Genomic DNA, 22,959 nt, shown 5'->3' with positions numbered 1-22,959 from the left:
GTCGGCCGATGACACAATCGTGACCATGCGTGGCGCCCGGCCCGCTGCAGGAAAGGGCACTCGATCTTGAGACGTCGGTGAAACCGGCTCCGCCTCCTTTCCCGCGCCTCTCAGGAGACGCCGACCTCGCCCTTCATGACCTGGCGAGCGGCGCATCGGGCCGACCCCAGGGCACGCCGTCGACGGTGACGTCGACAACCTCGTCGAAGAACGCGACCAGGCCGGCGAGCGGCGAGGCCTCGGGCAGCGGGTCGGGGTAGGTCCAGGCCAGATCTTCCCCCACCGTGAACGACAGGTACGTGGCGCGGCCCTTGTACGGGCAGGCCGTCACCGTGTCACTGGGCAGAACCTCCGCCTTGAGGTCCTCGCGCGGCAGGTAGAAGCGCGGGGTGAGCTTCGTCTCGAACACGAGTGTCGGGGTGTGCGATTCGGCGAGCAGCACGCCGTCCCGCTCGACGCGCACGTGCCGGCTGCTGCGCCGCGCGTCGACGCGGGAGAACGGGTCGCGCGGGTGCGCGAACAGGGGCTCGTCCTCCTCCGTCCAGGAGAACGCGTCGAAGTCGAACGCGACGTGACCGGCGAGGTCCGTGTCGTCCGGGCGAAAGGCGGCACGCTCGCGGACGTCGTCCCCGACGCGCACGTCGTACGGCTGCCCGGGCGTGGAGTGCACGGCGAACGGGATGCCGGGGTGCAGCACCGGTACGTCGCTGTCCGCAGCCGGCTCGACGGGTACGAGTTCGGCTCGGACATCCCTGTCCGGCACGGCGTAGGTGGGCACGATGCGGCGCGGTTCCCACAGCAGCAGTGCGGCACGGCTGTCGACGGCGAGCCGGCCGCCGAGCCTGGCGCGGACCCATTTGCCGGTCGACGCGTGCCGCAGCTCGCCGAAAAGCCTCATCATCTCGACCCCGACGTTCAGGCTCATGCCGGTAAGTCTTACCGCTACACCCGGGGTCGGACGCCTTTCATCGGATTTCGCGGCTTGCCGCAACCGCACATCGACCCCTCGCCGGGCGCCGTCGTCGCCGGCGCGGTGCCGCACTCGGCGGCGGTGGCAAGGTTCTTCCCGCGTGATCAGGGGGTGAGCGCCTTCAGCGGAGCCGGTCCTGCCCGCCCTGGCCGGACGGCAGTCCGCAGGCCGGTCGGCCATCGCGGGTGGGCGGTGCGCCGCCGGGCGAGAGGCCCGATCGGCGGTACATGAGAGTGTGGGCTCGGGCGGCCGCAGCCCGTCATGCGGCCCGTGAAGGCCGGGGGGAGGGTGGCACCTGAGCCGGCGCTGACCGGTGGGGTGGGTCAGTTGAGGTCGCGGGGCATATGGCCGAGAACAAGCCGGTCCAGAGCTCGCGGCATTCGGCCGAAGGTGGCCAGCGCGCTACTGACGACGTACACCTCGCCCTGCTCGTCTATTCCGAGGTTGGCCCAGGCGCAGGTTCCGCCCGCCAGTACGCCGATCGGGGCGATACTGCGGCCGATGTCCTCGCCCCATTCGACAAAACTGTCCGCTTCGCCGCGGCAGTCGGTAGGCGTCAGCGTGAACGACTCGCGAGCGCGAGTGACTCCAGCACCGCCGTCAGGAACTGTGAGACCGCCGAACTCGGCGAGAAATCGCATGGCCACGGGATGCAGGGGCGCGAACCCGTCGGCGACGAGTTCCGCTTCCCATCGCTCCGTGTCGACGGCGCGATTCACGTGCCACCCGGCATCTTTCAGGATCTGACGGGTTTCCCCGTGTAGCCGTACCGCGCCGTCCATGGCAGCGACTGTAGGCCACTGGCCCATCGGAACCGCATCGGTCTACGAAGGTCGCGCCAGCATGATCGAGTGCGCTCTTCTCGGCTACCAGATCCGTGCACGCGCCGGAGAACCACCCCAGCGTTCCGGCTCCGACCCGGCCTCACCCCCTGTTCGGTGAGGTGGTGACGCTGCGGCGATGGGTGCGTAGCCGCGTCCGTGCCTTGTCGATGCCCGTTGTCGCGGTCCTGACGGATCGGGCGCAGGCGAGCGAGGTGCTGGCGGCCGCGTTCGCGTGGGTGACCCGCCACGTTTCCTCCGGAGGCCTACCACCCGTACGGGGTCGGTGTTGATCGTCAGACAGCGACACCATGATCCGGCGTCCGGAGCGTCACCGGTCACGATCAACAGAGTGGTTAACTGTCGGGCATGGGGCTGTTCACGCTGGAGGAAGCGCGCGCGGAGCTGGACCGGCTGCGGCCCGTCCTCGAGGAGATCATTGAGGTTCGGGCCGACATGGTGGAGCTGTCCGCGGCGCTGGTTCCGGGTGGCGAGCCGACGAGGCTGGGCGGTCTGCCGGAGCGGAAGGCGGCGGAGGCGCGGCTCAACGAGCTGATGACGGTCGTGCAGGAGTCGGGAGCGGAGCTCAAGGGAGTCGCGCCGCTGCTGGTCGACTTCCCCGCCGACCTGAACGGCGTGCCGGTGCTGCTGTGCTGGCTGGAGGGCGAAGCCGAACTAGGCTGGTACCACCGGCCGGACCTCGGCGTCGCGGGCCGGCGCCGGCTCCCTCCGGTCGACTGACGCCGAGCGGCCGGGCCGGCGTGCACGCACGCGACGTGCCCGGGCCCCGGGCGGCAGCGCCGCGCCCGCCGGGTCGCGCGGGAGCCCCGGTCGAACAGCCGCACCCCGATCCGCCGCTCCGGCGCCGCGATCCGCGGGGACAGCGACCGCTGCGCGAGGTGCGGCCGCCCGCGTGAAGCTGTGCGGCCCGCGGTCACGTCTCCGGCGGCGGCTCACCGGACCGCTGTTCGATGCGCTGCCGCTGGATCCAGGCCTCGATGTCGGAGATCAGCCAGACCCGGCCCATGGCCAGCTCGTCGAACGGTTCCGGCCAGTCGTCGCGCTCGGCGAGTTGCTGGACGCGCTGCCGGCTGAGCCCGAGCCGTTTGGCGATTTCCCCGGCTCCCATGAGGTGTCGTGACATACGCCCGACTATAGTCATGCGACATCTAGTCGCGTGAAGGGCTGTCGTCCGTTCGATACCGCATCGTCATGTTCCGCCGGCCTCGTGCCCTGGCGGGGTCCGTGGCGTCAGGCCCGCCCGGGCCGGCCGGCCCGGGCCGGGTGATCGCGAACATGAACCCGCCGGGCCCGTGCCAGCGCCGGCGCCGGCGATCGCCTGCGCGGCGAAACTCGTGCCGCCCTCCTGTCCGCCCACCCGCCGAGGGTTCGCGGACATCGGAGGTTCCGCCCGCCCCGCTGCCCGCCAGGTCCGCCGGCCGCGCGGGAGGCCGGGCCGGGAACGCCGGTGGCTGGCGCGGCTGGGGTAGGAAAGGGTGATGAAGACCCAGGCGATGGCCGTCGCGACCCTGGCGTCCCGGGTGGCCGGGTTCGTGCGGGTGCTGGTGCTGACCGCGGCGCTCGGGCTCGGCACCCGGCTGCTGGACGCCTACAACGTGGCGAACACCCTGCCCAACGCGGTCTACGAGCTGCTCATCGGCGGCGCGATGGCCAGCGTCGTGGTGCCGCTGCTGGCCCGCGCGGCGCTGACCGATCCGGATCACGGAGTGCTCTACACGCAGCGGCTGCTGTCCCTGATGGTCTACGCGCTGAGCGCGGTCACGCTGCTCGCCCTGGCCGTCGCCCCGTGGCTGGTGGACCTCTACGCGCCCGGCTTCAGCCCGGCCCAGCGCGACCTGGCCGTCGCCTTCAGCCGGTACTTCCTGCCGCAGATCCTGTTCTACGGGGTGAGCGCGACCGCCGGCGCCGTGCTCAACATCCGCGGGAGCTTCGCGGCCCCGGCGTGGGCGCCGCTGGCCAACAGCCTGGTGGTGATCGCGGTCGGCCTGCTCTACGTGCTGAACCCGAGCTTTCCGCTGCTCGCGGCCGGGACGAGTGCCGGTGTCCTGGCCCAGACGGCGCTGGTGGTGTGGGCGCTGGCGCGGTCCGGGTTCCCGATCCGGCTGCGCCTGGACCCGCGGGGCATCGCGATCCGGCGGATCGGCGGGCTGGCCGGGTGGGTGCTGCTGTCGGTGCTGGGCGCGCAGGCGCTGCTGGCCGCGGCGACCCGGGTGGCGTCGATGAGCGGGGCGGGCGGGGTCACCGCGTACCAGAACGCGCTCGCGGTCTTCCAGGTGCCGTTCGCGGTGATCGCGCTGTCGGTGATGACCACCATGCTGCCGCGGCTGAGCCGCAGCGCGGCCCGGCGCGACCACGACCGGATCGTGCGGGACCTGTCGCTCGCGGTACGGGTCGCGGTGGCCGTGATGGCGCCGATCGCGGTCGCCCTGGTGCTGTTCGGGCGGCCGGTCGCCACGCTGCTGTTCGACCACGGCAACAGCGCGCCCGCGACGGTGCGGCTGCTCGGGACGGTGCTGGCGGTGTTCGGGCCGGCGCTGGTGCCGTTCAGCGCGTACGCGATCCTGCAGCGGGGCTTCTACGCGCTGCAGGACACCCGGACACCGGCGCTGATCACGGCCGGGGTGACCGGGATCGGGATCGCCGGGTGCGCGGTGTCCGGGTCCGTGCTGCCGGCCGGGTCCATCGTGGTCGGGGTGCCGGTGTCCTACACGATCGCGTACACGTGCGGGCTGGCCGCGACGGTCGTGCTGCTGCGGCGGCGGTTCGGGTGGATCGACGGGCGGCGGTTGCTGCGTACCCACCTGCGGGTCCTCGCCGCGGCGGCGGCCGGTGGCGGCGGCGCCGCCGCGGTCCTCGCCCTCTCCGGGACCCCGGCCGCGACCGTGGCCGCGGCCGCCGCCGGGGCGTTCGGCTACCTGGCCGTGGCGCGCCTGCTGCACGTCGGTGAGCTGCGGCTGGTGGTCACCACCACGCTCGCCGGCCTGCGCCCGCTCTGAAGCGCCCCCCGCCGGTCACGGGCGGATCGCCGGGTGGTCGCGCCGGGCACTTGTCCGGGGCCTCTATGTTGGCCCCGTGACCCTCCCGAAGCTGCCACGAATCATCGCTGTCGCTCTCACCGCCGCGCTGGGCGTCACCGGCTGCGCGCGTCCCGGCACCTCGCCCGGTGACGCCGGTCCGGCAACCGGCGCGAGCCCGGCCGACGCGAGGGAGGCGCTGGTGAGATCCGTGGACGCGTTGCGGGCCGGCGACTACACCTTCACCCGGACCGGCGCGTACCTGACCGCCGACATCACGCACGGCGCCGTCCACCTGCCGGACGGCGCACTGCTGGAGCTGGGCCAGGCCGCGATGATGCGGGTCGGCGACGCGACGTACCTGCGGTACCTCATCCACGGCAACCTCGAGGAGCGCGACCTGTACATGAAGTACCGCAGGAAGGCGGCGGCCCCCGGCCAGCTGCGTGACATCAACCGGGTCTACGCCCTGCTGGACGGCAAGCACTGGGTCCGGGTCGACGAGAAACGCCTGGCGGCGGCCGCCGCGATCGAGGAGCAGAGCGGGCTGGACTCCATGCCGACACTGCCCGGGCCCGGCCGAGCCGACGGCCCGGACGCCGAAGCCCTGATCAAGGCGGTGACCACCGCGCGGCGCTCCGGTGACACGATCACCGGAACACTGGACGCGACCCGGGTCGACCCCGATCTCGACCTGCTGTTCAGCGACCCGACGTACCTCTACGGCCCGCGCGCGAAGGCGATGTCCTACCGGGCGGTTCTCGACGAGCGGGGACGGCTCGCCGAGCTGACCGTGGAGATGCCCGACCAGCTGGCCTCGCAGCCGCCGGAACCGGCCGATCCCGAGCCGCCCGTCGTCATCACCATCTCGCAGTACGGCCGGACCGAGCCGCCGCGCGCCCCGGCCGACGCCGAGACGCTGCCGCTGATCGGGTACGAGATGCTGGCCAACGACGTCGACTGAGCCCCGGCGCGGCTACCCGCCGGTGCGGACCTGCAGCGCGGAGACCAGCCGGTTGATCTGCGCGCGGATCTCCGGGACCGCGGTCGCCTCCCAGGAGCGGCCGCGGCGCAACGGGCCGGCCAGCCACAGTCCGGGCCGGATGTGCCCGCGCGCATCGACGACACGGCCGTCCGGGTCGGTGTCGACACCCAGGCCGTACGGCGCGGGGCGGGCGGCGCCGTCACGGAACAGCCCGGCGAGCAACGGGTTGGCGGCGCCGGGCAGGGTGCCCGGCCCGGTACAGCAGATCACCGCGCCGAACCGGCGGGCCGACGCCCCCTCGACCTCGACGAGCAGGCCGCCGCGCGGGCCGGGCCGGACCGCGCGCAGCCGGCCGGCGGTGAACCGCAGCGCGCCCCGCTCGCGCAGCTCGGCGATGCGGGCGGCGACCGGCGGGGCCATCCGGTGCCGGTGCACGTCCCAGTACCGCACCACGTGCCGCAGGAAGCGTTGCCGGTCGGTGTCGCCGAACTCGTGCCAGAGCCGGTCGGCGTGGTGACGCAGCTCGTCCACCACGGCGACCCAGTCGGCCCCACCGGCGATCTCGGCCCGCACCCGGCGCAGCAGCTGCCGCAGGGTGAGCCGGTCGGGCAGGTCGAGGCGGACCGGGGCGGGCGGGGTCTCCGGGTGGGCCAGCGGCAGCAGACCGCGGCGGGACAGCGCCTCGACCTGTCCGCGGTGGCCGGCCGCGGACAGGCTCAGCGCGACGTCCACCGCGGTCAGCCCGGTGCCGAGCAGCAGCACCGGCTCGTCGGCGGGCAGGTCCCGGCGCTCGGCCCAGGGGTCGGGGTGGAAGCGCGGGCTGGCGTACGCCGCCTCGCTCACCCCGGGCAGGCGGCCGGGCAGCGGGTTGCCGACGGCGAGGACCACCTGGTCGGCGCGGACCGGGCCGGCGCCGGTGAGCACGACGTGGCCATCGGGCCCGGACCGCAGCGCGGTCGCGGTGGTGAGGTGGTGCCGCAGCCGGCCGCCGGATTCGGCCACGGTCTCGGCGAAGCGCTCGGCGAGATAGTCGCCGTAGACCGCCCGGGGCAGGAAGTCGCCCGGCTGCACGGGCCGGCCCCGGGCGGCCGACCAGCGGACCACGTCCAGTGGGTCGTCGAAGTCGGCGGTCATCGCGCCGGCCCGGGCGTTGAGCACGTGCCAGGGCTCGGCCGCGCCGTAGGCGACGCCGCGGCCGGGCGCGCGGTCCGGCGCGACCAGGACGACTTCGTGATCCGTACGGCGGATCAGCGCCCGGGCCAGCAGCGCCCCGCTGGCGCCCCCGCCGATGATGGCCACGGTCTGCCGGGTCGCGGCTTCCCGGTGGGTGGGCGCAACGGCTTCGACGAGGCTCGACATCTCACTCTCCCGCAGGTCGACGGCCCGTCAAGCAAACCATAAAACCCACAGGTTTTATAGGTTTGCCGGCGCGCGCCGCCGGCTTTCCCGCGAGCCGCGGGGCCCCGTGCCCCCGGGTGAGCCGCGAGATCCGGGGGACCGGGTGTCCGACGGCATCGGCGCAGCGTGCGGCGCGGCACCCGGGAAGCCGGCGACGGCGCAGGACCGTGCCGCCGCCTGCGGCTACCGCCCCGGAGGATGAGTCCGGCGGCGGACTCGCGCGCTCCGGTGATACTTGGTCCACCGCCCGGGCGAACCGGGCCGGTGGAGGGAGCGGGCTGATGACGCAGGCGGCGGAGCCGAACGACCGGGCCGGCCGGGGCACTCCGGTGCCGCCGGAGGGCCGCGGCCGCCCGGCAGCCGGCTCGGCCCGGGTTCCGGTCCCGCCCCCGGACGGCGGCGCGCCCGCCGGTCCGCCGGCCCGCGCCGTGGTCCCGCCGCCGGTTCCCGGGCGCGCTGCGGTTGCGCCGGCTCCGGGTCGCGCCGCCGTGCCGGGCTCGGCCCCGCCGCCGGTTCCCGGGCGCGCTGCGGTTGCGCCGGCTCCGGGTCGCGCCGTGGTACCGGGCTCGGCTGCGACCCCGGGCCGCGCCACGGTGCCCGCGGCCGCGGCGGTCGGCGGTGGCTCGACGTACCGTGGGCGAAATCCCGTACCGGGAACGGGCGAACCCCCGGCGCGCAAGCGCGGCCTGCCCGCGCTCCTGCTGGCCGTCCTCGTGGTCGGGCTGCTCGGCGCGGGGACGACGGCGCAACTCGTCCGGGACCTCCCGGCCGCCACCCTGAGCACCGGGCTCGCCACCACCGTCCGGATTCCCGGCGCCGCCCCGCGGATCCCGTGGCCGGCGGAGGGCTCCGCCGAGCTGATGATCCAGGGGCTGGGCCGTCTCGGCGGCTCGGGCGGCGGGACGGCCCGGCCGATCGGCAGCGTCGCCAAGGTGATGACCGCCTACGTGGTGCTGAAGAGCCATCCCCTCGACGGCGACGAGGAGGGCCCCACCCTCACGGTCACCGCCGCCGACGTGGCCGACTACCGCTCCCGCATCCCCAGCGGGCAGGCGCTGGTCCAGGTGGTCGAGGGGGAGCGGCTCACCGAGCGCGACGCGCTGGAGGCGCTCCTGGTGCCGTCGGCGAACAACATCGCGCACCAACTGGCCGTCTGGACCGCCGGCGACGTCGACGCCTTCGTCGAGCGGATGAACGCCGCCGCGGACGAGCTCGGGATGACCGGCACCGACTACACCGACCCGAGCGGTTTCCTGCCCACCACCGTCAGCACCGCTGCCGACCAGGTGAAACTGGCCCAGGAGGTGCTCAAGTCCGAGGTGTTGGCGGACATTGTGGCGATGCCCGAGGCGCAGCTGCCGGTGGCCGGGCGGGTGCACAACCACAACGCCCTGCTCGGTGTCGACGGGGTCTTCGGGATCAAGACCGGCTCGACCGACGAGGCCGGCGGCAACCTGCTCTTCGCCGCCCGGCTCGCGGTCGGCGGCCGCAAGCTGGTGATCGTCGGCGCGGTCTTCAACCAGCCCGGCACCGACACGTCCGGGCAGCTCGCGGCGGTCAACCGGGTGGTCCGCAAGCTGCTCGCCGCGGTGCGCGCGACGGTGCGGGAGTACCCGCTGCTGGCCGCGGCGCCGGTCGGCACGGTGCGGACGGCGTGGGGCTCGTCGGTCACGGTCACCCCGGCCAGCCCGCTGCGGGTGGTCGGGTGGCCGGGCCTCGCGGTCCCGGTCACGACGACCACGACGGGGCTGGGCGCGCAGGTCCGTGCCGGGCAGGCGGTCGGCGAGGTTCAGGCTTCCGGCGTACGGGTGCCGCTGCGCGCCGACGCCGGAACCGGCACGCCGTCGCTGTGGTGGAGGCTGACCCGTCGCACGTGACCGGCGGCCCGGGTGCGCTGGGTCAGCACCACGCAGCCGAGCACGACCACGGCCGCCCCGATCGAGGCGGCCGGCACCGGCTCGCCCAGCAACAGCCCCGACCAGAGCAGGGTCAGCACCGGCTGGGCCAGCTGGATCTGCCCGACGTGCGCGATGCCGCCGCGCGCCAGACCGGCGTACCAGGCGAAGAAGCCGAGGAACATGGACACCGCGGTCAGGTAGCCGAAGGCCGCCCAGCCGTGGACGCCGGCGTGCGGCGCACGACCGGCCAGCGCGACCAGGGTGATCGGCAGCGTGGCCGGCAGCGCCAGCAGCAGCGCCCAGCAGATCGTCCGGGCCCCGCCCAGATTCCGGGCCAGCGCCCCGCCCTCGGCGTAGCCCGCGGCGCACAGCGCCACCGCGGCCAGCAGGTGGAGGTCGCCGGAGCCGAGCGAGCCGTGCACCGCCCCGGTGGTGCCCAGGAAGACCAGCACGGCGGCCAGCCCGCCGCCGCCGGCCAGCCAGAACGCCAGGGGCGGTCGCTCGTGGGCGCGCGCCGCCGCGACGATCGCGGTCATGGCCGGCAGCAGGGTGATCACCACCGCGCCGTGGGCCGCGGTCTGGCTGGTCAGTGCCAGCGAGGTGAACAGCGGGAAACCGGCGACCACGCCGAGCGCGACCACCGAGAGCCGCCGCCACTGGGCCCGCGTGGGCCGGGGCGCCCGGACGGCGCGCAGGTACGCGGCGGCGAGCACCGCCGCGCCGGCCGCCCGCCCGAACGCCACGAACCACGGGTCGAGCTCACGCACGGCGACCCGGGTGGCCGGCAGCGACATGCTGAACGCCAGGACGCCCAGCGCCCCCAGGACAAGACCGGCTGTTACCGTGCTGCGGTCGGTAGCGCTACTCTGCTCTCTCATGAATGACGGTAACGCAGCACAGCGCGTTATCCAAGATCTGCGCCGCCTGGTGGCCGCCTCGGCACCCGGAACGCGGCTGCCGTCGGTGCGCGAGCTGACCGGGCGGCACCACGCCTCGCCGGTCACGGTCAGCGGGGCGATCCGGGTCCTGGTCGCGCAGGGCCTGGTGGAAGCGCGTCCGGGGCGCGGGACGTTCGTGGCGGCGCGGGCGAAGCCGGCGCCCGCGCCGGACCTGTCCTGGCAGACCGTCGCGCTCGGGCCGCGCCGATCCGGCGAGAGCGAGATGACGGCGTTACTGGCGTTACCGCCGACCGGCGCGATCCCGCTGTCCGGCGGCTACCTCGACGCGGACCTGCAGCCGGCCGCGGCGCTGGGCGTCGCGCTGTCCCGGATCGCCCGGCAGCCCGCCGCCTGGCAGCGCGGCCCCGCCGAGGGCCGCGAGGACCTGCGCGACTGGTTCGCCCGGCAGGCCCGGGACGGCGCCGGCGGCGCCGGGCTGCGCGGCCGGGACATGGTGATCTGCCCGGGCGGCCAGGCCGCCCTGTCGTCGGCGCTGCGCGCGCTCGCCGCGCCCGGCGACACCGTGCTGGTCGAGTCGCCGACCTACCTGGGAGCGCTGGCCGCGGCCCGGGCCGGCGGGCTGCGGGTGGCGCCGGTCCCCGCCGACGCCGACGGGGTCCTTCCGGACCAGCTCGCCGCGGCCTTCGCCCGCACCGGCGCCCGGATCTTCTACTGCCAGCCGCTCTACGCCAATCCGACCGGCGCGACCCTGGCGGACCGGCGCCGGGCCGCGGTGCTGGCCGCGGTACGCGACAACGGCGCCTTCCTGATCGAGGACGACTACGCCCGGGACCTGGTCATCGACGGCACGGCCCCGCCCCCGCTGGCCGCCGACGACCCGGACGGGCACGTGATCTACCTGCGCTCGCTGACCAAGTCGGCGGCCCCCGGCCTGCGCATCGCCGCGATCGGCGCGCGCGGCCCGGCCGGGGCGCGGCTGCGCTCCGCCCGCCTGCTCGACGACTTCTTCGTGGCCGGGCCGCTGCAGCAGGCCGCGCTGGAGTTCGTCACCGGACCGGCCTGGGGCCGCCATCTGCGTACGCTGCGGCTCGCCCTGCGCGACCGCCGTGAGGCGCTCCTGTCCGCCCTGCGCCGCCATCTGCCCGCGCTGCTGCCGCCGGTGGCCCCGCGCGGCGGCCTGCACCTGTGGGTCCGCCTTCCGGACGGCGCCGACGACGCCGACGTGGCGAGCGCGGCCGCCGCCGAGGGCGTCGTCGTCTTCCCGGGCCGCCCGTGGTTCGCGGCCGAGCCGCCCGCTCCCCACCTGCGCCTGACGTGGGCCGCGGCGCCACCCGACCTGATGGACGAGGCCGTCCGCCGGCTGGCCCGCGCGGTCTCGCGCTGAGTCGCGCCGGGCGCCGGCGGTCTCGCGCCGGCCCCGGCCCGCCCGCGCGGAGTCGCGCCGCGCGTGCTCGCCGATGACGGATCAGCGGATTGTCGTACCCCCGTCCTACAGTCGGAAAGGCATCGACATCCCGCAATGCCGGAGCGGGTGTCACACGGGGAAGGGATCCGTCATGGCCAGACGCTCACCGATACGTGCGGTGCTCGCCGCCGCTGCCGTCACCACGCTCGCCCTCACCGTCGTCGCGACCCCCGCGGAGGCGGCCGACGCCACCGGCGTCGCGGTGGCCTACCAGATCAACGCCCGGCACGACGGGCACTCGGCAGCCGGGGTGGCCGCGCCCCCGCTCGACGAGAAGTGGCGCCGCGACCTGGGGCAGGCGGTGTCGTACCCGGTCATCGCCGACAACAAGGCGTTCGTGACGGTTCGCACCGGCGACGACTACGGCACCTCGCTGTACGCGGTGGACACCCGCACCGGCAAGGATGTGTGGCCTCCGGTGGAACTCGGCGGCACGTACTACTGGTCGGCGCTGACCCTGGGCGGCGGCCGGGTCTACACGATCAACGGCGACGGCCGGCTGACCGCGTTCGCCATCCGGACCGGCCGCCAGCTGTGGCAGACCGATCTGCCCGGGCAGTACGCGTTCAGCTCCGCGCCGACGTACCACGCCGGCCTGGTCTACACCGGCGGGGCCGGCTCCGGCGGGACGGTGTACGCGGTGGACGCCGCGACCGGCTCGCTCGTGTGGACCGCCCCGGTCGCGAACGGCGACCACAGCTCACCGGCGGTGACCGCCACCGGCGTCTACGTGTCGTACGCGTGCGAGCAGTCGTACCGGTTCGACCCGGCGACCGGCGCGACCCGCTGGGTGCACTCCACCGGATGCTCGGGCGGCGGCGGCAAGACCCCGGTCGTCGCGGCCGGCGGCCTGTGGGTGCGTGAGTCGTTCGACCAGACGCTGCCGGTGCTGGCCCTCGGCACCGGTCAGGTGCGCACGCGCTTCGGGTCGTCGGGCATGCCCGCGCCGGCGTTCTCCGGCCGGACCGGCTTCTTCGTGACCGGCGGCGAGCTGCACGCCGCGGACGCCGCCACCCCGGACCAGCCGCTCTGGACCTTCACCGGTGACGGCAGCCAGCTGCGCACCGCGCCGATCGTCGTCAACGGCTACGTCTACGTCGGCTCGCAGAGCGGCAGGGTGTACGCCGTCGACCCGGCCACCGGCCGGGCGGTGTGGTCCGCCGACACCGGCGCCGAGATCACGCCGCCCGACGAGCACAACGTCTCGTCCCCGCTGACCGGCCTGGCGGCCGGGCAGGGCGTGCTGCTCGTGCCGGCGTCCGGCCGCCTGGTGGCGTACGGCCGCTGAGCGCCCGCGGGTGGGCCCGGGTCCGGCCGGGCCCACCCGTTCCCGGGTGGCCTGCCGCGACCGCCGCCCCGACGATCCCCCTGCGGCGCGTCGCCCGGGCGATCCCGGACGGCCACCGTCTCGCCGTCGCCGGGCCGCGGGTCGAACTTTCTTGTCGTAGGGTCCGTCTAGGTTGACCGTCATGAGCGAACGACCCAGTACCCGGTGGCGGCGTAAGGTGACCGAGCAGGCGGCGGCGGTTGCGGCCGGCACGGTGAAGCACGACGAGGCCACCGCGGCCCTGCTGTGGCCCGCCGGCTTCACCGACGCGGTCGATGCCGTCCTGGACGCCTACGAGCGGGAGATCGCCGGGTTGCCGACGCCCGGCGACGGGGAGCTGTGGGCGGCCGTCGAGCGGGTCGTGACCGCGCTGAACGAGGTGGACGGGGGTCACATCGAGACCGGTGAGCGGGAGGAGCTGGCCGAGTACATCGACGCGGTGCTGACCGGGGCGGGCGTGGACGTGGCGGCCCTGACGTCGCGGCGTGGGCTGCACCGGTCCGAGCTCACCGACACCTGGCGGGAGTGGTGACCGGCCGGTCAAGGGGAACGCGTGATCGCACGGGCGGTGTTCCACACGCCTGCCCGGCGCGCGAAGGGCCCTCACATTCTTCGACCCGTGTCGATTGATCATCCGTACGGGCAATGTCGTGGCATCCCGTTCGCGGGCAGCATGTCCGGGTGCCGCGATGGTCCCGAACCCCCGCCTGTGGTTCGCCCTCGGCGTGGTCGCCCTGATGCTGCTGGCCGCCGCCCTGGCCTGGTTCCTGCGGGGCAGGGACTCGACCGCGCCGACAAGTGGCGCGGGTGGCCTGACCGCCGGTGGCGCCGGGACCCGCCCGCGGGCGCGGCCGGCTTCCGCTCGGCGCGCGCTTGCGGGCTCCGTCGAGCCGTGGCGGGTCCGTCGAGCCGTGGCGGGTCCGTCGAGCCGTGGCGGGTCCGCCGAGCCGTGGCCGGTCCGTCGAGCCGTGGCCGGTCCGCCGAGCCGTGGCCGGTCCGCCGAGCCGTGGCCGGTCCGCCGAAGCTCAGCGCCGTATCGCCGCAGGACGGCGGCGCCGCGGCCGGGTTTCGCCGCGGGGGCGCGCTACGGGACCGGGTTCCAGCCGTCCGCGCCGGCCAGATATCTCTGGGCGGTGTGGTTCGCGGCCGTGGACGCGGTCATCTGCGGGCGGTCGGCGGTGCCGGTGGTGGCGCCCGCGCCGGTGTTGGCGTACTCGCTGAAGCGGCACGTCCTCCAGGAGAAGCCGCTCATGTCCTGCCAGGCGCCGGCCTGCCGGATGTGCCCGCCGAGCGTCGAGTCGCGGACCAGCACCTGACCGATGGCGTCGGCCGCGCCGCCGGCATGCCAGCAGCGGCCCAGGGCCACGGTCCGGGCGGCGGCCGAGCTCTTCAGCACCGATCGGGTGATCAGGATGCCGTACGGGTTGCTGTCGTCGGTGGCGGCCGCGGTGATGTAGCCGTTGTTGGAGGTGCTGCCGGTGTCCAGCGACTCGATCGTGGTGCTGTCGATGACGAGCGCGCCGTTGCCGTAGATGAAGTCGACGGCGCCGGAGATGTAGCTCTTGTAGACGTACTGGCGGATCTGCTTCGCGCCGGTGCCGCCCCACGACAGGAACGTGTCCTGGTAGCCCTTCATCTGCACGTTGCGGTAGACCTGCCGGTCGCCGGCGGCGTACAGCGCGAGCGCCTGGCTGCCCTTGCCGTACGTGTTCTGCATGGTAAGGCCCTTGATGGTGCTGTTCGGGGCCAGATTGTGCACGGTGGCGCTGCCGGCCGTGCCGGCGGTCGACGCCGGTGTGCTGCCGGTGATCACCACGTCGGCGGAGACGCCGGTCGCGCCCTGCAGGGTGATGCCCGACTTGCTGGCGGGGATCTGCACCTGGCCCTGGTAGGTGCCGGCCTTGATGGTGATCACCGTGCCGCTGGTGGCGGCGGCGACCGCGGCCTGGATCGTGGTGTGGTCGCCGGAGCCGTCGGCCGCGACGGTGAGCGCCGTGGCGGCCTGCGCGGTGCCGGTCAGGACGGTGGCGCACATGACGGACGCGGCGGTGGTGGCCATCATGCGGCGGGGAAGCGGGGAGCCCGGCATCGAGGTGTCCTTCCGGTGAAAAGGGGACGGCGCCCGCCTGGGGATCGGGGCGGGCGCCGTCGGCGCGGGTGTCAGATCCTGCCGGTGCCGGCGCCGGCCGTGACGGTGGCCTTGACCTTGTTGTTGGCCTCAGGGGTGTAGGAGTAGGGGATGGCCGCGACGCCGGCGCCGTTGCGGACCTCCTCGGCCCCCGAGTTGACCAGGTAGTTGTTCAGCACCCGGAGGTTGCCCTCGGCCGAGTCGCCGGTCTGGGTGACCGTCGGGTGGGCGACGTTCTCGAAGTAGTTGCGCTCGACGAGCACGCCGGCGTTCTCGGTGGACGCCACGCCGTACGAGCCGACGTTGCTGTAGTAGTTGTTCAGCACGTGGACCGGGTTGGCGAACCGGACCCGCGGGTGCCGCTGGTTCGTCCCGTCGAACCAGTTGTGCACGTAGGTGACGCGCAGGTGCCCGATGTCCTGGGAGCCGTTGTCGTCGCTGTGCCCGAGCAGCATCGACTTGTCGTGGTCGTGCAGGTGGTTCCAGGACACCGTGATGAAGTCCGAGCCGCGCTTGATGTCGATCAGGCCGTCGTACCCGTCGGCCAGGTCGTTGTGGTCGATCCAGACGTTGGTGGTGCCGGACTGCACGTTGATCGAGTCGTCGCCGGCGTTGCGGAACACCAGGTTGCGGATGATCACGTTCCGTACGCCGGAGAGGTTGAGGCCGCCGCCGGTGATCCCGGAGCCCGAGCCGACGCCGATGACCGTCTTGTTCGAGGCGACGGTGTACATGCCCGAGATCGAGATCAGGCCGGAGACCCGTACGGTCTGTGAGGTGCTCGAGCTCAGCGCCGACTTGAGCGCGGACGCCGTGGTCACGGTGACCACGGTGCTCGACGAGCCGCCGCTGGTGCCGCCGTTGAGGCTGGCGAACCCGACCGGGCTGGACTCGGCGGCGGACGCGCTGACGCCGGTGGCGGCGAGTGTGCCGCCGACGGCCAGGACACCGGCGGCGGTCGCGGCGAGGACGGTACGACGCGATGGAGACATGGGGATTCCCTCCGTTGTGGAGCGGGGAGCCGCTGGGGGAGCGGCATCGAGAACCGGCACGAACGGCCGGTCTGGCGCTGTGGAGATGTCGGGTGGGCGGCCCCACCCTGCAGGTAAGCGCTTTCCTCGGCCCCGAAACTAGGCCGGTCATCCATGTCTGTCAATCATTGATTTCCGGCGTGTTTCGCCTCGGTCTTAACCGGTTCACGCTGACCTGCGGGTTCATCGGCCCGCGGGGACCACCCCCGGCGTGCAACATCTGTAGAACTACAGGCATGCTCAGCTACCTGGACTGCGACACCGGCATCGACGACGCGCTCGCCATCGCCTACCTGCTGGCCCACCCGGGCGTCACGCTCGCCGGGATCGGCACGGTCAACGGCAACACCACCGCGCCGCAGGCCGCCGCCAACACGCTGGGGCTGCTCGCCCTCGCCGGCCGCGACGACATCCCGGTCGCGGTCGGTGAGGGCGAGCAGCCGTACCCGGTGTCGGTGCACGGCGGCGGAGGCGTGGGCGGGGTGCGGCTGCCGGCCGGCGGCCGCCCCGCGCCCGGCACGGCGGTGGACCTGCTGCTCGGCCTGGCCCGGCGGCACCCGGGCGAGTTGCACGTGATCGTGACCGGTCCGTGCGGCAACCTGGCCGCCGCCCTGGCGGCCGAGCCGCGGCTGCCCGAGCTGGTCGCCTCGGTCACCGTGATGGGCGGCGCGGTCCGGACCGCCGGCAACCGCACCTCGCGCGCCGAGGCCAACATCCGCCACGACCCGGCCGCCGCGGCCACGGTCCTGTCCGCGCCGTGGCCGGTGACCCTGGTCCCGCTGGACGTGACCGTGGAGCACCGCTGGACGGTGGCCGACAGCGACGCGCTGCGTGCCGGCGGCACCCCGCTGCACACCGTCCTCGCCGACATGCTCCCGGCCTACTTCGACGCGTACGAGTCGCGGCTGGGCGCGCGGGAGATCCCGCTGCACGACCCGCTGGCCGCCGCCGTCGCGGCCGGTGAGGTGACCCCGGCCGACGCCCCGCGGCTGTCGATCCGGGTGGCGGCCGACGGGCGCACCGTCGAGGACCCGACCGGATCCGCGGTACGCGTGGTGCTGTCCCTCGCCGAGCCGGCCGGACCCGTCCTGCTGCGGCGCATCCGGGGTCAGTGACCGACGCCCTGATACCCGCGCAGCTGGCGGCGCCAGAACCGGTAGGCGAGCGTGAACAGCACCACCCCGACCGCCGGGGTCGCGTACCCGAGCGTTGCCGGAACCGCGAGCTGACCGGTTCTGCCCAGCACCACACTGGCCGGCAGGAAGGCCACGAACGCGATCGGCCAGACGTACGTCAGCACCCGCTGCACCCCGCTGCCGAAGATGCTCAGCGGGTACGACCCCAGCGTGTCGAACGCGTCGAACAGCACCGTCCGCAGCGCCCAGGTGTCCGGCACGCGTACCGAGAAACCCGCGACCAGCACCGCCGCGGAGCCCTCGATCAGCGCGCCGCCGACCACCGCCAGCAGCAGGAACGCCACCGAGCCCGGCGAGAGGTCGACGTCCGCCACGGTCAGCGCGACGCCGAAGACCACCAGCGCCACCGACAGGTCGCCGAACGGCAGCAGCGAGCGGGTGTGGTTGGCCAGCTGGCCCAGGGTGTTCGCCGGGCGCAGCAGCATCCGGTCCAGGTGGCCCTCCCGGATCGCGGCGTCGGCCTGGCCCACCCCGTCCAGGGTGACCAGCCACAGCGCGTGCGCGAGCAGGCGCATCCCGTACAGGAAGGCGACCTCGCCGAGGCGCCACCCGGCCACCGTGCCGAACGTGTGCAGCAGCACCCCGACGAACGCGAAGCCGCTGCCCTGGTAGACCGCGCCGGCCAGCACCATCACCGCGATGTTCCCGCGGTACTGTGCCGCGCCGCGCAGGGCCGCGCCCCGCATCAGCAGGTAGAGCCGGATCTGCCGGCGCAGCTCAGCCACCGTGCACCACGATCCGCCGGTACGCCCGGCGCCAGACCACGGCGGCCAGCCCGGCCAGCAGCACGATCCAGGCCAGCGCGAGGGCGAAGCCGCGCAGCACCGCCGTACCGTGAATCTGACCGATGTAGATCGCGGCCGGCTCGTGCACCACGAACCGGAACGGCAACGCCTCGGCGAGCACCCGCAACGGTCCGGGGAAGAACGACAGCGGCACGCTGGCGCCGGCCAGGAACGCCGCGACGAAGCGGTACAGCACCGAGATCCCCAGGTTCTCCACCGTCCAGAACGCGGCCAGCGCCACCAGCAGCGACAGCAGCGCGTTGAGCGTCCAGCCGAGCAGCAGGGCCACCGGGTAGAGCAGCCCGGCGGCGAGGCCGGCCGGCGCGGACAGCCCGCCGAGCAGCCCGGCCAGCGGCGTGACCAGCACCATCACCGTGGTCTGGGTCAGCGACTGACCGGCCTGCAGGGCGAGCATCTGCCCCGGGTAGCCGAGCGGGCGGCTGACGTCGAAGACGACCTCCCCGCTGCGGACCCGGCCCGCCACGATCCACGGCAGCGGCGAGTTGAGCACGACGGCCTGCAGGCTCGCCAGCGTCAGGTACACCACCGTGCTGCGCAGGCTGAGCCCGGCGACCGTCTCCCGGTCCTGGTAGGCGGCCGCCCACACCCGGGTCACCAGGAGGATCCACAGCAGGGTGACGCCGGCCGAGGCGAGGAGCGTGGCCCGGTACTGCAACCGCATGGCGACCGCCGCCCGCAGGTACGCGCGGTAGGCGCGCAGCGCGGGCCTCACCCCTCCCGCCGATCCCGGTACAACTCCCGCACCACGCTCTCCAGGTTCGACTCGACCACCGACAGGTCCCGGATCCGCCGCCCGTCGCCGGCCGCGGCCAGCAGCCGGTGCACCGGCTCGTCGCGGCCCACCCGGAACCGCCACCGGCCGTCGTGCTCGCGTTCGCCGACGAACCCGTCCAGGGTCAGCCGGTCCCCGGCCGGCTCGGCGCCGTCCAGCCGGACCAGCACGTCCCGGTGCGGCGCGTACCGCCGCACCAGGCCGTCGACCGGCCCGTCGTAGAGCACCCGGCCGTGGTCGATCAGCAGGATCCGCCGGCACAGCCGCTCCACGTCGGCCAGGTCGTGCGTGGTCAGCAGGACGGTGGTGCGCCCGCTGCGGTTGGCCTCGTCGACGAAGCCGCGGACGGTCTCCTTGGCCAGCACGTCCAGGCCCACGGTGGGCTCGTCGAGGTAGAGCACCGGCGGATCGTGGAGCAGCGCGGCCGCCAGGTCGCCGCGCATCCGCTGGCCCAGGCTCAGCTGCCGGACCGGGGTGTGCAGGAACGGGTCGAGTTCCAGCAAGCGGCGCAGCCGGGCCAGGTTGCCGGCGTAGCGCGGGCCCGGGACGTCGTACAGCGCGGCGACCAGCTTGAACGATTCGATCAGTGGCAGATCCCACCACAGCTGGCTGCGCTGGCCGAACACCACGCCGATCCGCCGGGCGATCCGCTTCCGGTCGCGCCACGGCACCGCCGGCCCGTCCGGCCCGGCCACCTCCACCGTCCCGCCGGTCGGCCACAGCACGCCGGTGAGCAACTTGATGGTGGTCGACTTGCCGGCGCCGTTGGGACCCAGACAGCCGACCACCTCACCCTCGTCGACGGTGAAGTCGATGTGATCGACGGCCAGGGTGCGTTCCTTCTCCCGGGTGAACAGGGTGCGCAACGTGCCGAACCGGCCCCTAACCGGCCTGGTCCGCACATACTCCTTGGTCAACTGCCGCACGGTGATGAGCGCCATGCCGACGGTCTACCGATCGGGGCGAATCCGGGTCAACCGGATTCCCGGGCCGGGATCATCGAGGGATGCGGGACGTCGACGTGGTGTGGAGGCGGGGCTGCGCGAACCGGGGCGGCGGCGTCGGCGACCGCCACCTCGGCGCGCTGCTGCTGGTCCACGGCGCGATGATGACCGGGGGCGCCGGCCTCGCCTGCGCCGGCTGCAGCCCGGCCGACTTCGAGGCCGCCGCGGCGGCCTGCGAGTACTTCGGCCTCGGCGGTCTCGCCCGGCTCTTCCGGGAGCTGCCGGCGGCCACCGGGTCCGAGTACCACGAACAGCGCCTCAACGACGCGTTCCGCGACATGGACCCGCAGGGCGTGATGGTCCCCGCCGCGTTCGAGCAGCGCTACGCCGAGGCGCCGGGCGACTTCGACCCGGTGCCCCGGCGGCGCTTCCTGGGCTTCGGCCGCCGCCTGGGCGACCGCTGAGCCGTGGTGGCACGCGGCCCGCCGACCGGCCGCACCACGCCGCGAGGGCCGGTTCACCGACGCGGGGGACGCCCGCGGGGCGCGCCGCAGCCCGTAGTGGCGTTCCGGCGGCCGATCGCGCAGCGCAAGCCGGCCGGCTGCTCTACTGTCGACCGGGTCGATGCCGGCGGCTGAGGTGGTCATGATCTGGGACTGGGTACGGACCGAGGCGCTGCCCGGGCGCCGGGTGACCGGGGTGCGCGAGCTGACCGGCGGCTTCAGCAACCACAACGTGGCGATCTCGACGGACGACGGGAACACCTACGTGCTGCGGCGCTACCGCGGCCGCAACGCGTGCGCGGTCGAGGCGGCGCTGGCACGTCGCCTCGCCGGGGTGGTCCCGGTGCCCGAGGTGGTCGCGGCGGACGAGACCGGCCGGCTCGCCGGGGAACCGGCGCTGCTGTCCCGATTCCGGCCCGGCCGGCCGCTGAGCGACGTGCTGGCCTCGGCGGACGCGGGTGTGGCGGAGCAGTGCGGACGGGCGGTCGGGCTGACGCTGGCCCGGATCGGGACGGTGTCGTTCGAGGCGCCCGGGTTCTTCGCCGACGCGAGCCTCACCCCGGGGCCGCCCGGTGTCGAACCGGCCGCCGGGCTGGACGACTTCGTGCAGCGGTGCCTCGCGCAGGGCGACGCGGCCGGTCACCTCACCGCCGGTGAGCAGCGCGCCCTGCGCGAGCACGCCGCCCGGGCCACCGCGCTGCTGGTCGCGGTGCACGGCTGCCGGCTGCTGGTGCACAGCGACTACAACCCGAAGAACCTGCTGGTCGACGCCGACCACGGCCGCTGGCGGGTGACGGCCGTGCTGGACTGGGAGTTCGCGTTCAGCGGTCCGCCGCTGGTGGACGTCGGCAACATGCTGCGCGACCCGCGCCCGCCCGGCTTCGCCGAGGCGTTCGTCGGCGGCTTCCGGGACGCGGGCGGCGGTCTGCCGCCGGACTGGCGGGAGCTCAGCGCGGCGCTCGACCTGTACGCCCTCGCCGACTTCCTCACGCGCCCGCCGGAGCATCGGTACTTCCAGCGGGCGCTGCACCGGATCCGTGAACTGCTGGCCCGCACCGGCTGACCGCGCCGCGAGCGCCGCCGGCCCTGTCCCCGTCGCCGCGGCCGGGGTCAGTCGAGCGTGCGGCCGGCGGCGTGACAGGAGGCGGCGCCCGTGCACGTGTTCAGCGCGTGCAGGGCCTCGTGCAGCTCGGTCCGGCGCTCCGGATCGAGCCCGGGCGCCAGATTGAGCATCTGGTCGGGATCGGAGCGGTGGTCGTAGTACTCCCGGCTGCCGTCGACGTATTCCACGTACGTGAACGCCGGGGTCCGCAGCGCGTCGTACGACGGCGGGACGTTCTCGGAGTCGCGGTTGTAGTCCGGGTCCAACGGATCGGTCGCCGGATCGCTGTGCTCGATCAGCGCGGCGGTCCGCCAGCCGGCCGGGACCACCCCGCCCAGCAGCGGCTCGACGCTGCGCCCGTCGACCACCGCGGACGCCCGGAGCCCGGCCAGGTCGGCGAAGGTGGGGCGCAGGTCGATGTTCTCCACCGGCGCGTCGACGACCGCGCCGGCGCGCACCCCGGGGCCGGCCACGATCAGCGGCACCCGGATGTCGCTCTCGTACGCGGTCATCTTCCCGGGGTTCAGCCGGTGTTCACCCATGTGGTAGCCGTTGTCCGAACTGAAGATCACCAAGGTGTCGCGGGCGGCGCCCACGCGGGCCAGCGTCTCCCGCAGCCGGCCCACCATCAGGTCGATGGCCTGCACCGACTGCACCCGCTTGCGGAAACTGTCGTCGATGTGCCGGTGCAGCCAGGCGGGCAGTGGCGGGTGCCCGGCCAGCCACGGCGGCGCGTCGACCGGCACCGCGTCGTACGCGGAGCTGCGCGGCGCGGTCAGCCCGGCGAACGACTGCGCGTCGCGCGGCGCCGGGGTGTACGGCAGATGCGGGGTGTACGTCGACACCTCCACCAGGAACGGCTTGCCCGCCGCCGCCGAGGCGGTGATGAAGTCCTGTGCCTTGCCGGACAGCACATCGGTGAGGTAGTCCTGCGGCCGGGAGCCGTACCGGCGCACCGTCCCGTTCTCGTTCAGCTCGTAGTCGAAGCCGCCGTACGCGTCGCCGCCGGCGGCCCAGTCGTCCCAGCCCGGCGGCACGTACGGCCGGCGGCCGCCGAAGGTGCCGCGGGGGAAGTACTCGTTCATGTACTTGCCGTAGAAGGCCGTCCGGTACCCGGCCGCCTTCAGATCGGTGGCGAACGTCGAGCGTTCCTGGCCGCGGCTGTGGAAGAGCCGGAACCCGCCGTCCGAGCCGTTGTTCTTCACGATGCCGGTGTTGTGCGGGTACCGCCCGGTGAGGATGGACGCCCGGGACGGGCAGCACAGCGAGTCGGTGACCGTGTAGTTCGCGAACGAGGTGCCGTCGCGGCGCAGGGCGAGCACGTTCGGCATGTACGGCAGCAGGTCGTCGGACAGGTCGTCGGCCAGCACGAAGACGATGTTGGGCCGGGCCCGGGCGGACTCGGGCAGCCGGCCGGGCGAGCCGGCGGCGCCCGGTGGCACGGTGCCGGGCGGTGACGTGGCGGCGCGCGGGGGCGCCACCGCGGACGATGACGCGGTGGCCGGGACGGCGGACGGTGGCTCCGCCGCCGCGCAGCCCGTGGTGACGAGCAGCGTGGTGGCGACGGCGAGGCGGCTGAGCAGGTGGCGTGGCTGTGCGGGCATGGTGGGTACGAACGGCTCCGTCGGCGAAGGGCTGGAACCCGGCAGGGTAGTCGGCCCGGTTGAACGGACGGTGCC

Annotated in this window: 21 protein-coding genes; 10 read left to right on the top strand and 11 right to left on the bottom strand. The window is 74.3% G+C overall.

Features of this window, described 5'->3' with window-relative positions; translation table 11 throughout:
* Positions 1–133 precede the first annotated feature (133 nt).
* Positions 134–925, bottom strand: a complete 792-nt coding sequence (locus ACTEI_RS20735) for a DUF427 domain-containing protein (protein WP_122979165.1) — start codon at positions 923–925, stop codon at positions 134–136.
* Between the two features lie 368 nt (positions 926–1,293).
* Positions 1,294–1,752, bottom strand: a complete 459-nt coding sequence (locus tag ACTEI_RS20730) for an SUKH-3 domain-containing protein (RefSeq protein ID WP_122982295.1) — start codon at positions 1,750–1,752, stop codon at positions 1,294–1,296.
* Positions 1,753–2,160: 408 nt separating this feature from the next.
* Between ACTEI_RS20730 and ACTEI_RS20725 the strand changes: the two genes are divergently transcribed.
* On the top strand, positions 2,161–2,532 hold the full coding sequence (locus tag ACTEI_RS20725; protein WP_122979164.1) for a DUF2203 domain-containing protein: 372 nt from the start codon (positions 2,161–2,163) through the stop codon (positions 2,530–2,532).
* 193 nt (positions 2,533–2,725) lie between these two features.
* Here ACTEI_RS20725 and ACTEI_RS20720 read toward each other — a convergent pair whose 3' ends face one another.
* Entirely contained in the window at positions 2,726–2,935 is a 210-nt protein-coding gene (locus ACTEI_RS20720; protein WP_239082439.1) for a helix-turn-helix transcriptional regulator, read from the bottom strand.
* Positions 2,936–3,305: 370 nt separating this feature from the next.
* Between ACTEI_RS20720 and murJ the strand changes: the two genes are divergently transcribed.
* Positions 3,306–4,808 (top strand): murein biosynthesis integral membrane protein MurJ, encoded by a 1,503-nt coding sequence (gene murJ, locus ACTEI_RS20715; protein WP_122982294.1) that lies wholly within the window; start codon positions 3,306–3,308, stop codon positions 4,806–4,808.
* Positions 4,809–4,884: 76 nt separating this feature from the next.
* Positions 4,885–5,790 carry a hypothetical protein gene (locus ACTEI_RS20710; RefSeq protein WP_122979162.1) on the top strand — a complete coding sequence of 302 codons (906 nt, stop codon included), beginning with the start codon at positions 4,885–4,887 and terminating at the stop codon, positions 5,788–5,790.
* 12 nt (positions 5,791–5,802) lie between these two features.
* Here ACTEI_RS20710 and ACTEI_RS20705 read toward each other — a convergent pair whose 3' ends face one another.
* Positions 5,803–7,170, bottom strand: a complete 1,368-nt coding sequence (locus tag ACTEI_RS20705) for an FAD/NAD(P)-binding protein (RefSeq protein ID WP_122979161.1) — start codon at positions 7,168–7,170, stop codon at positions 5,803–5,805.
* A gap of 632 nt (positions 7,171–7,802) precedes the next feature.
* Here ACTEI_RS20705 and ACTEI_RS20700 point away from each other — a divergent pair.
* Positions 7,803–9,086 carry a D-alanyl-D-alanine carboxypeptidase family protein gene (locus ACTEI_RS20700; RefSeq protein WP_239082440.1) on the top strand — a complete coding sequence of 428 codons (1,284 nt, stop codon included), beginning with the start codon at positions 7,803–7,805 and terminating at the stop codon, positions 9,084–9,086.
* Here the strand turns inward: ACTEI_RS20700 and ACTEI_RS20695 are convergent.
* Positions 8,999–9,985 carry a DMT family transporter gene (locus tag ACTEI_RS20695; protein WP_122979159.1) on the bottom strand — a complete coding sequence of 329 codons (987 nt, stop codon included), beginning with the start codon at positions 9,983–9,985 and terminating at the stop codon, positions 8,999–9,001. The genes ACTEI_RS20700 and ACTEI_RS20695 overlap by 88 nt on opposite strands.
* Between ACTEI_RS20695 and ACTEI_RS20690 the strand changes: the two genes are divergently transcribed.
* The 3 genes from ACTEI_RS20690 (at position 9,984) to ACTEI_RS20680 (ending at position 13,330) form a co-directional block, all read left to right on the top strand.
* Entirely contained in the window at positions 9,984–11,390 is a 1,407-nt protein-coding gene (locus ACTEI_RS20690; RefSeq protein WP_122979158.1) for an aminotransferase-like domain-containing protein, read from the top strand. The two genes, ACTEI_RS20695 and ACTEI_RS20690, sit on opposite strands and share 2 nt — an antisense overlap.
* Before the next feature lie 172 nt (positions 11,391–11,562).
* A complete protein-coding gene (locus tag ACTEI_RS20685; RefSeq protein WP_122979157.1) occupies positions 11,563–12,759 on the top strand; it encodes an outer membrane protein assembly factor BamB family protein in 1,197 nt (398 codons plus the stop codon).
* A 181-nt stretch (positions 12,760–12,940) separates the two neighbouring features.
* Positions 12,941–13,330, top strand: coding sequence for a hypothetical protein (locus ACTEI_RS20680; RefSeq protein WP_122982293.1), 390 nt, complete (start codon positions 12,941–12,943; stop codon positions 13,328–13,330).
* A 552-nt stretch (positions 13,331–13,882) separates the two neighbouring features.
* Here ACTEI_RS20680 and ACTEI_RS20675 read toward each other — a convergent pair.
* Both ACTEI_RS20675 and ACTEI_RS20670 read right to left on the bottom strand, forming a co-directional pair.
* Positions 13,883–14,887: a pectinesterase family protein gene (locus ACTEI_RS20675; RefSeq protein ID WP_239082441.1), complete on the bottom strand. Its 1,005-nt coding sequence runs from the start codon at positions 14,885–14,887 to the stop codon at positions 13,883–13,885.
* A gap of 71 nt (positions 14,888–14,958) precedes the next feature.
* Positions 14,959–15,918: a pectate lyase family protein gene (locus ACTEI_RS20670; RefSeq protein WP_122979156.1), complete on the bottom strand. Its 960-nt coding sequence runs from the start codon at positions 15,916–15,918 to the stop codon at positions 14,959–14,961.
* A gap of 275 nt (positions 15,919–16,193) precedes the next feature.
* Here ACTEI_RS20670 and ACTEI_RS20665 point away from each other — a divergent pair, with 275 nt between their 5' ends.
* Positions 16,194–17,072: a nucleoside hydrolase gene (locus ACTEI_RS20665; protein WP_122979155.1), complete on the top strand. Its 879-nt coding sequence runs from the start codon at positions 16,194–16,196 to the stop codon at positions 17,070–17,072.
* On the opposite strand, the gene ACTEI_RS20660 is transcribed toward ACTEI_RS20665, so the two are convergent.
* Genes ACTEI_RS20660 through ACTEI_RS20650 form a run of 3 tightly spaced genes read right to left on the bottom strand, consistent with a single transcriptional unit; the run spans position 17,066 to position 19,672 of the window.
* The gene (locus tag ACTEI_RS20660) at positions 17,066–17,878 is read right to left on the bottom strand and encodes an ABC transporter permease (protein ID WP_122979154.1); all 813 of its coding nucleotides are present in this window, start codon (positions 17,876–17,878) and stop codon (positions 17,066–17,068) included. The two genes, ACTEI_RS20665 and ACTEI_RS20660, sit on opposite strands and share 7 nt — an antisense overlap.
* Positions 17,871–18,671, bottom strand: a complete 801-nt coding sequence (locus ACTEI_RS20655) for an ABC transporter permease (protein WP_122979153.1) — start codon at positions 18,669–18,671, stop codon at positions 17,871–17,873. The genes ACTEI_RS20660 and ACTEI_RS20655 overlap by 8 nt, the downstream gene beginning before the upstream one ends.
* Positions 18,668–19,672 (bottom strand): ABC transporter ATP-binding protein, encoded by a 1,005-nt coding sequence (locus ACTEI_RS20650; protein WP_122979152.1) that lies wholly within the window; start codon positions 19,670–19,672, stop codon positions 18,668–18,670. Before ACTEI_RS20650 ends, ACTEI_RS20655 begins: the two co-directional genes overlap by 4 nt.
* A 65-nt stretch (positions 19,673–19,737) precedes the next feature.
* Between ACTEI_RS20650 and ACTEI_RS20645 the strand changes: the two genes are divergently transcribed.
* Entirely contained in the window at positions 19,738–20,139 is a 402-nt protein-coding gene (locus ACTEI_RS20645; protein WP_122979151.1) for a hypothetical protein, read from the top strand.
* 160 nt (positions 20,140–20,299) lie between these two features.
* Positions 20,300–21,241 carry a phosphotransferase family protein gene (locus ACTEI_RS20640; protein ID WP_122979150.1) on the top strand — a complete coding sequence of 314 codons (942 nt, stop codon included), beginning with the start codon at positions 20,300–20,302 and terminating at the stop codon, positions 21,239–21,241.
* Between the two features lie 47 nt (positions 21,242–21,288).
* On the opposite strand, the gene ACTEI_RS20635 is transcribed toward ACTEI_RS20640, so the two are convergent.
* Complete coding sequence (locus ACTEI_RS20635) at positions 21,289–22,884, bottom strand: sulfatase family protein (RefSeq protein WP_122979149.1); 1,596 nt, start codon at positions 22,882–22,884, stop codon at positions 21,289–21,291.
* Positions 22,885–22,959: the final 75 nt, after the last annotated feature.

Source organism: Actinoplanes teichomyceticus ATCC 31121 (genome assembly GCF_003711105.1).
Lineage (GTDB): Bacteria > Actinomycetota > Actinomycetes > Mycobacteriales > Micromonosporaceae > Actinoplanes > Actinoplanes teichomyceticus.
The sequence above is the reverse complement of the archived record's forward strand: the minus strand, read 5'-3'. Positions and strand labels throughout refer to the sequence as shown.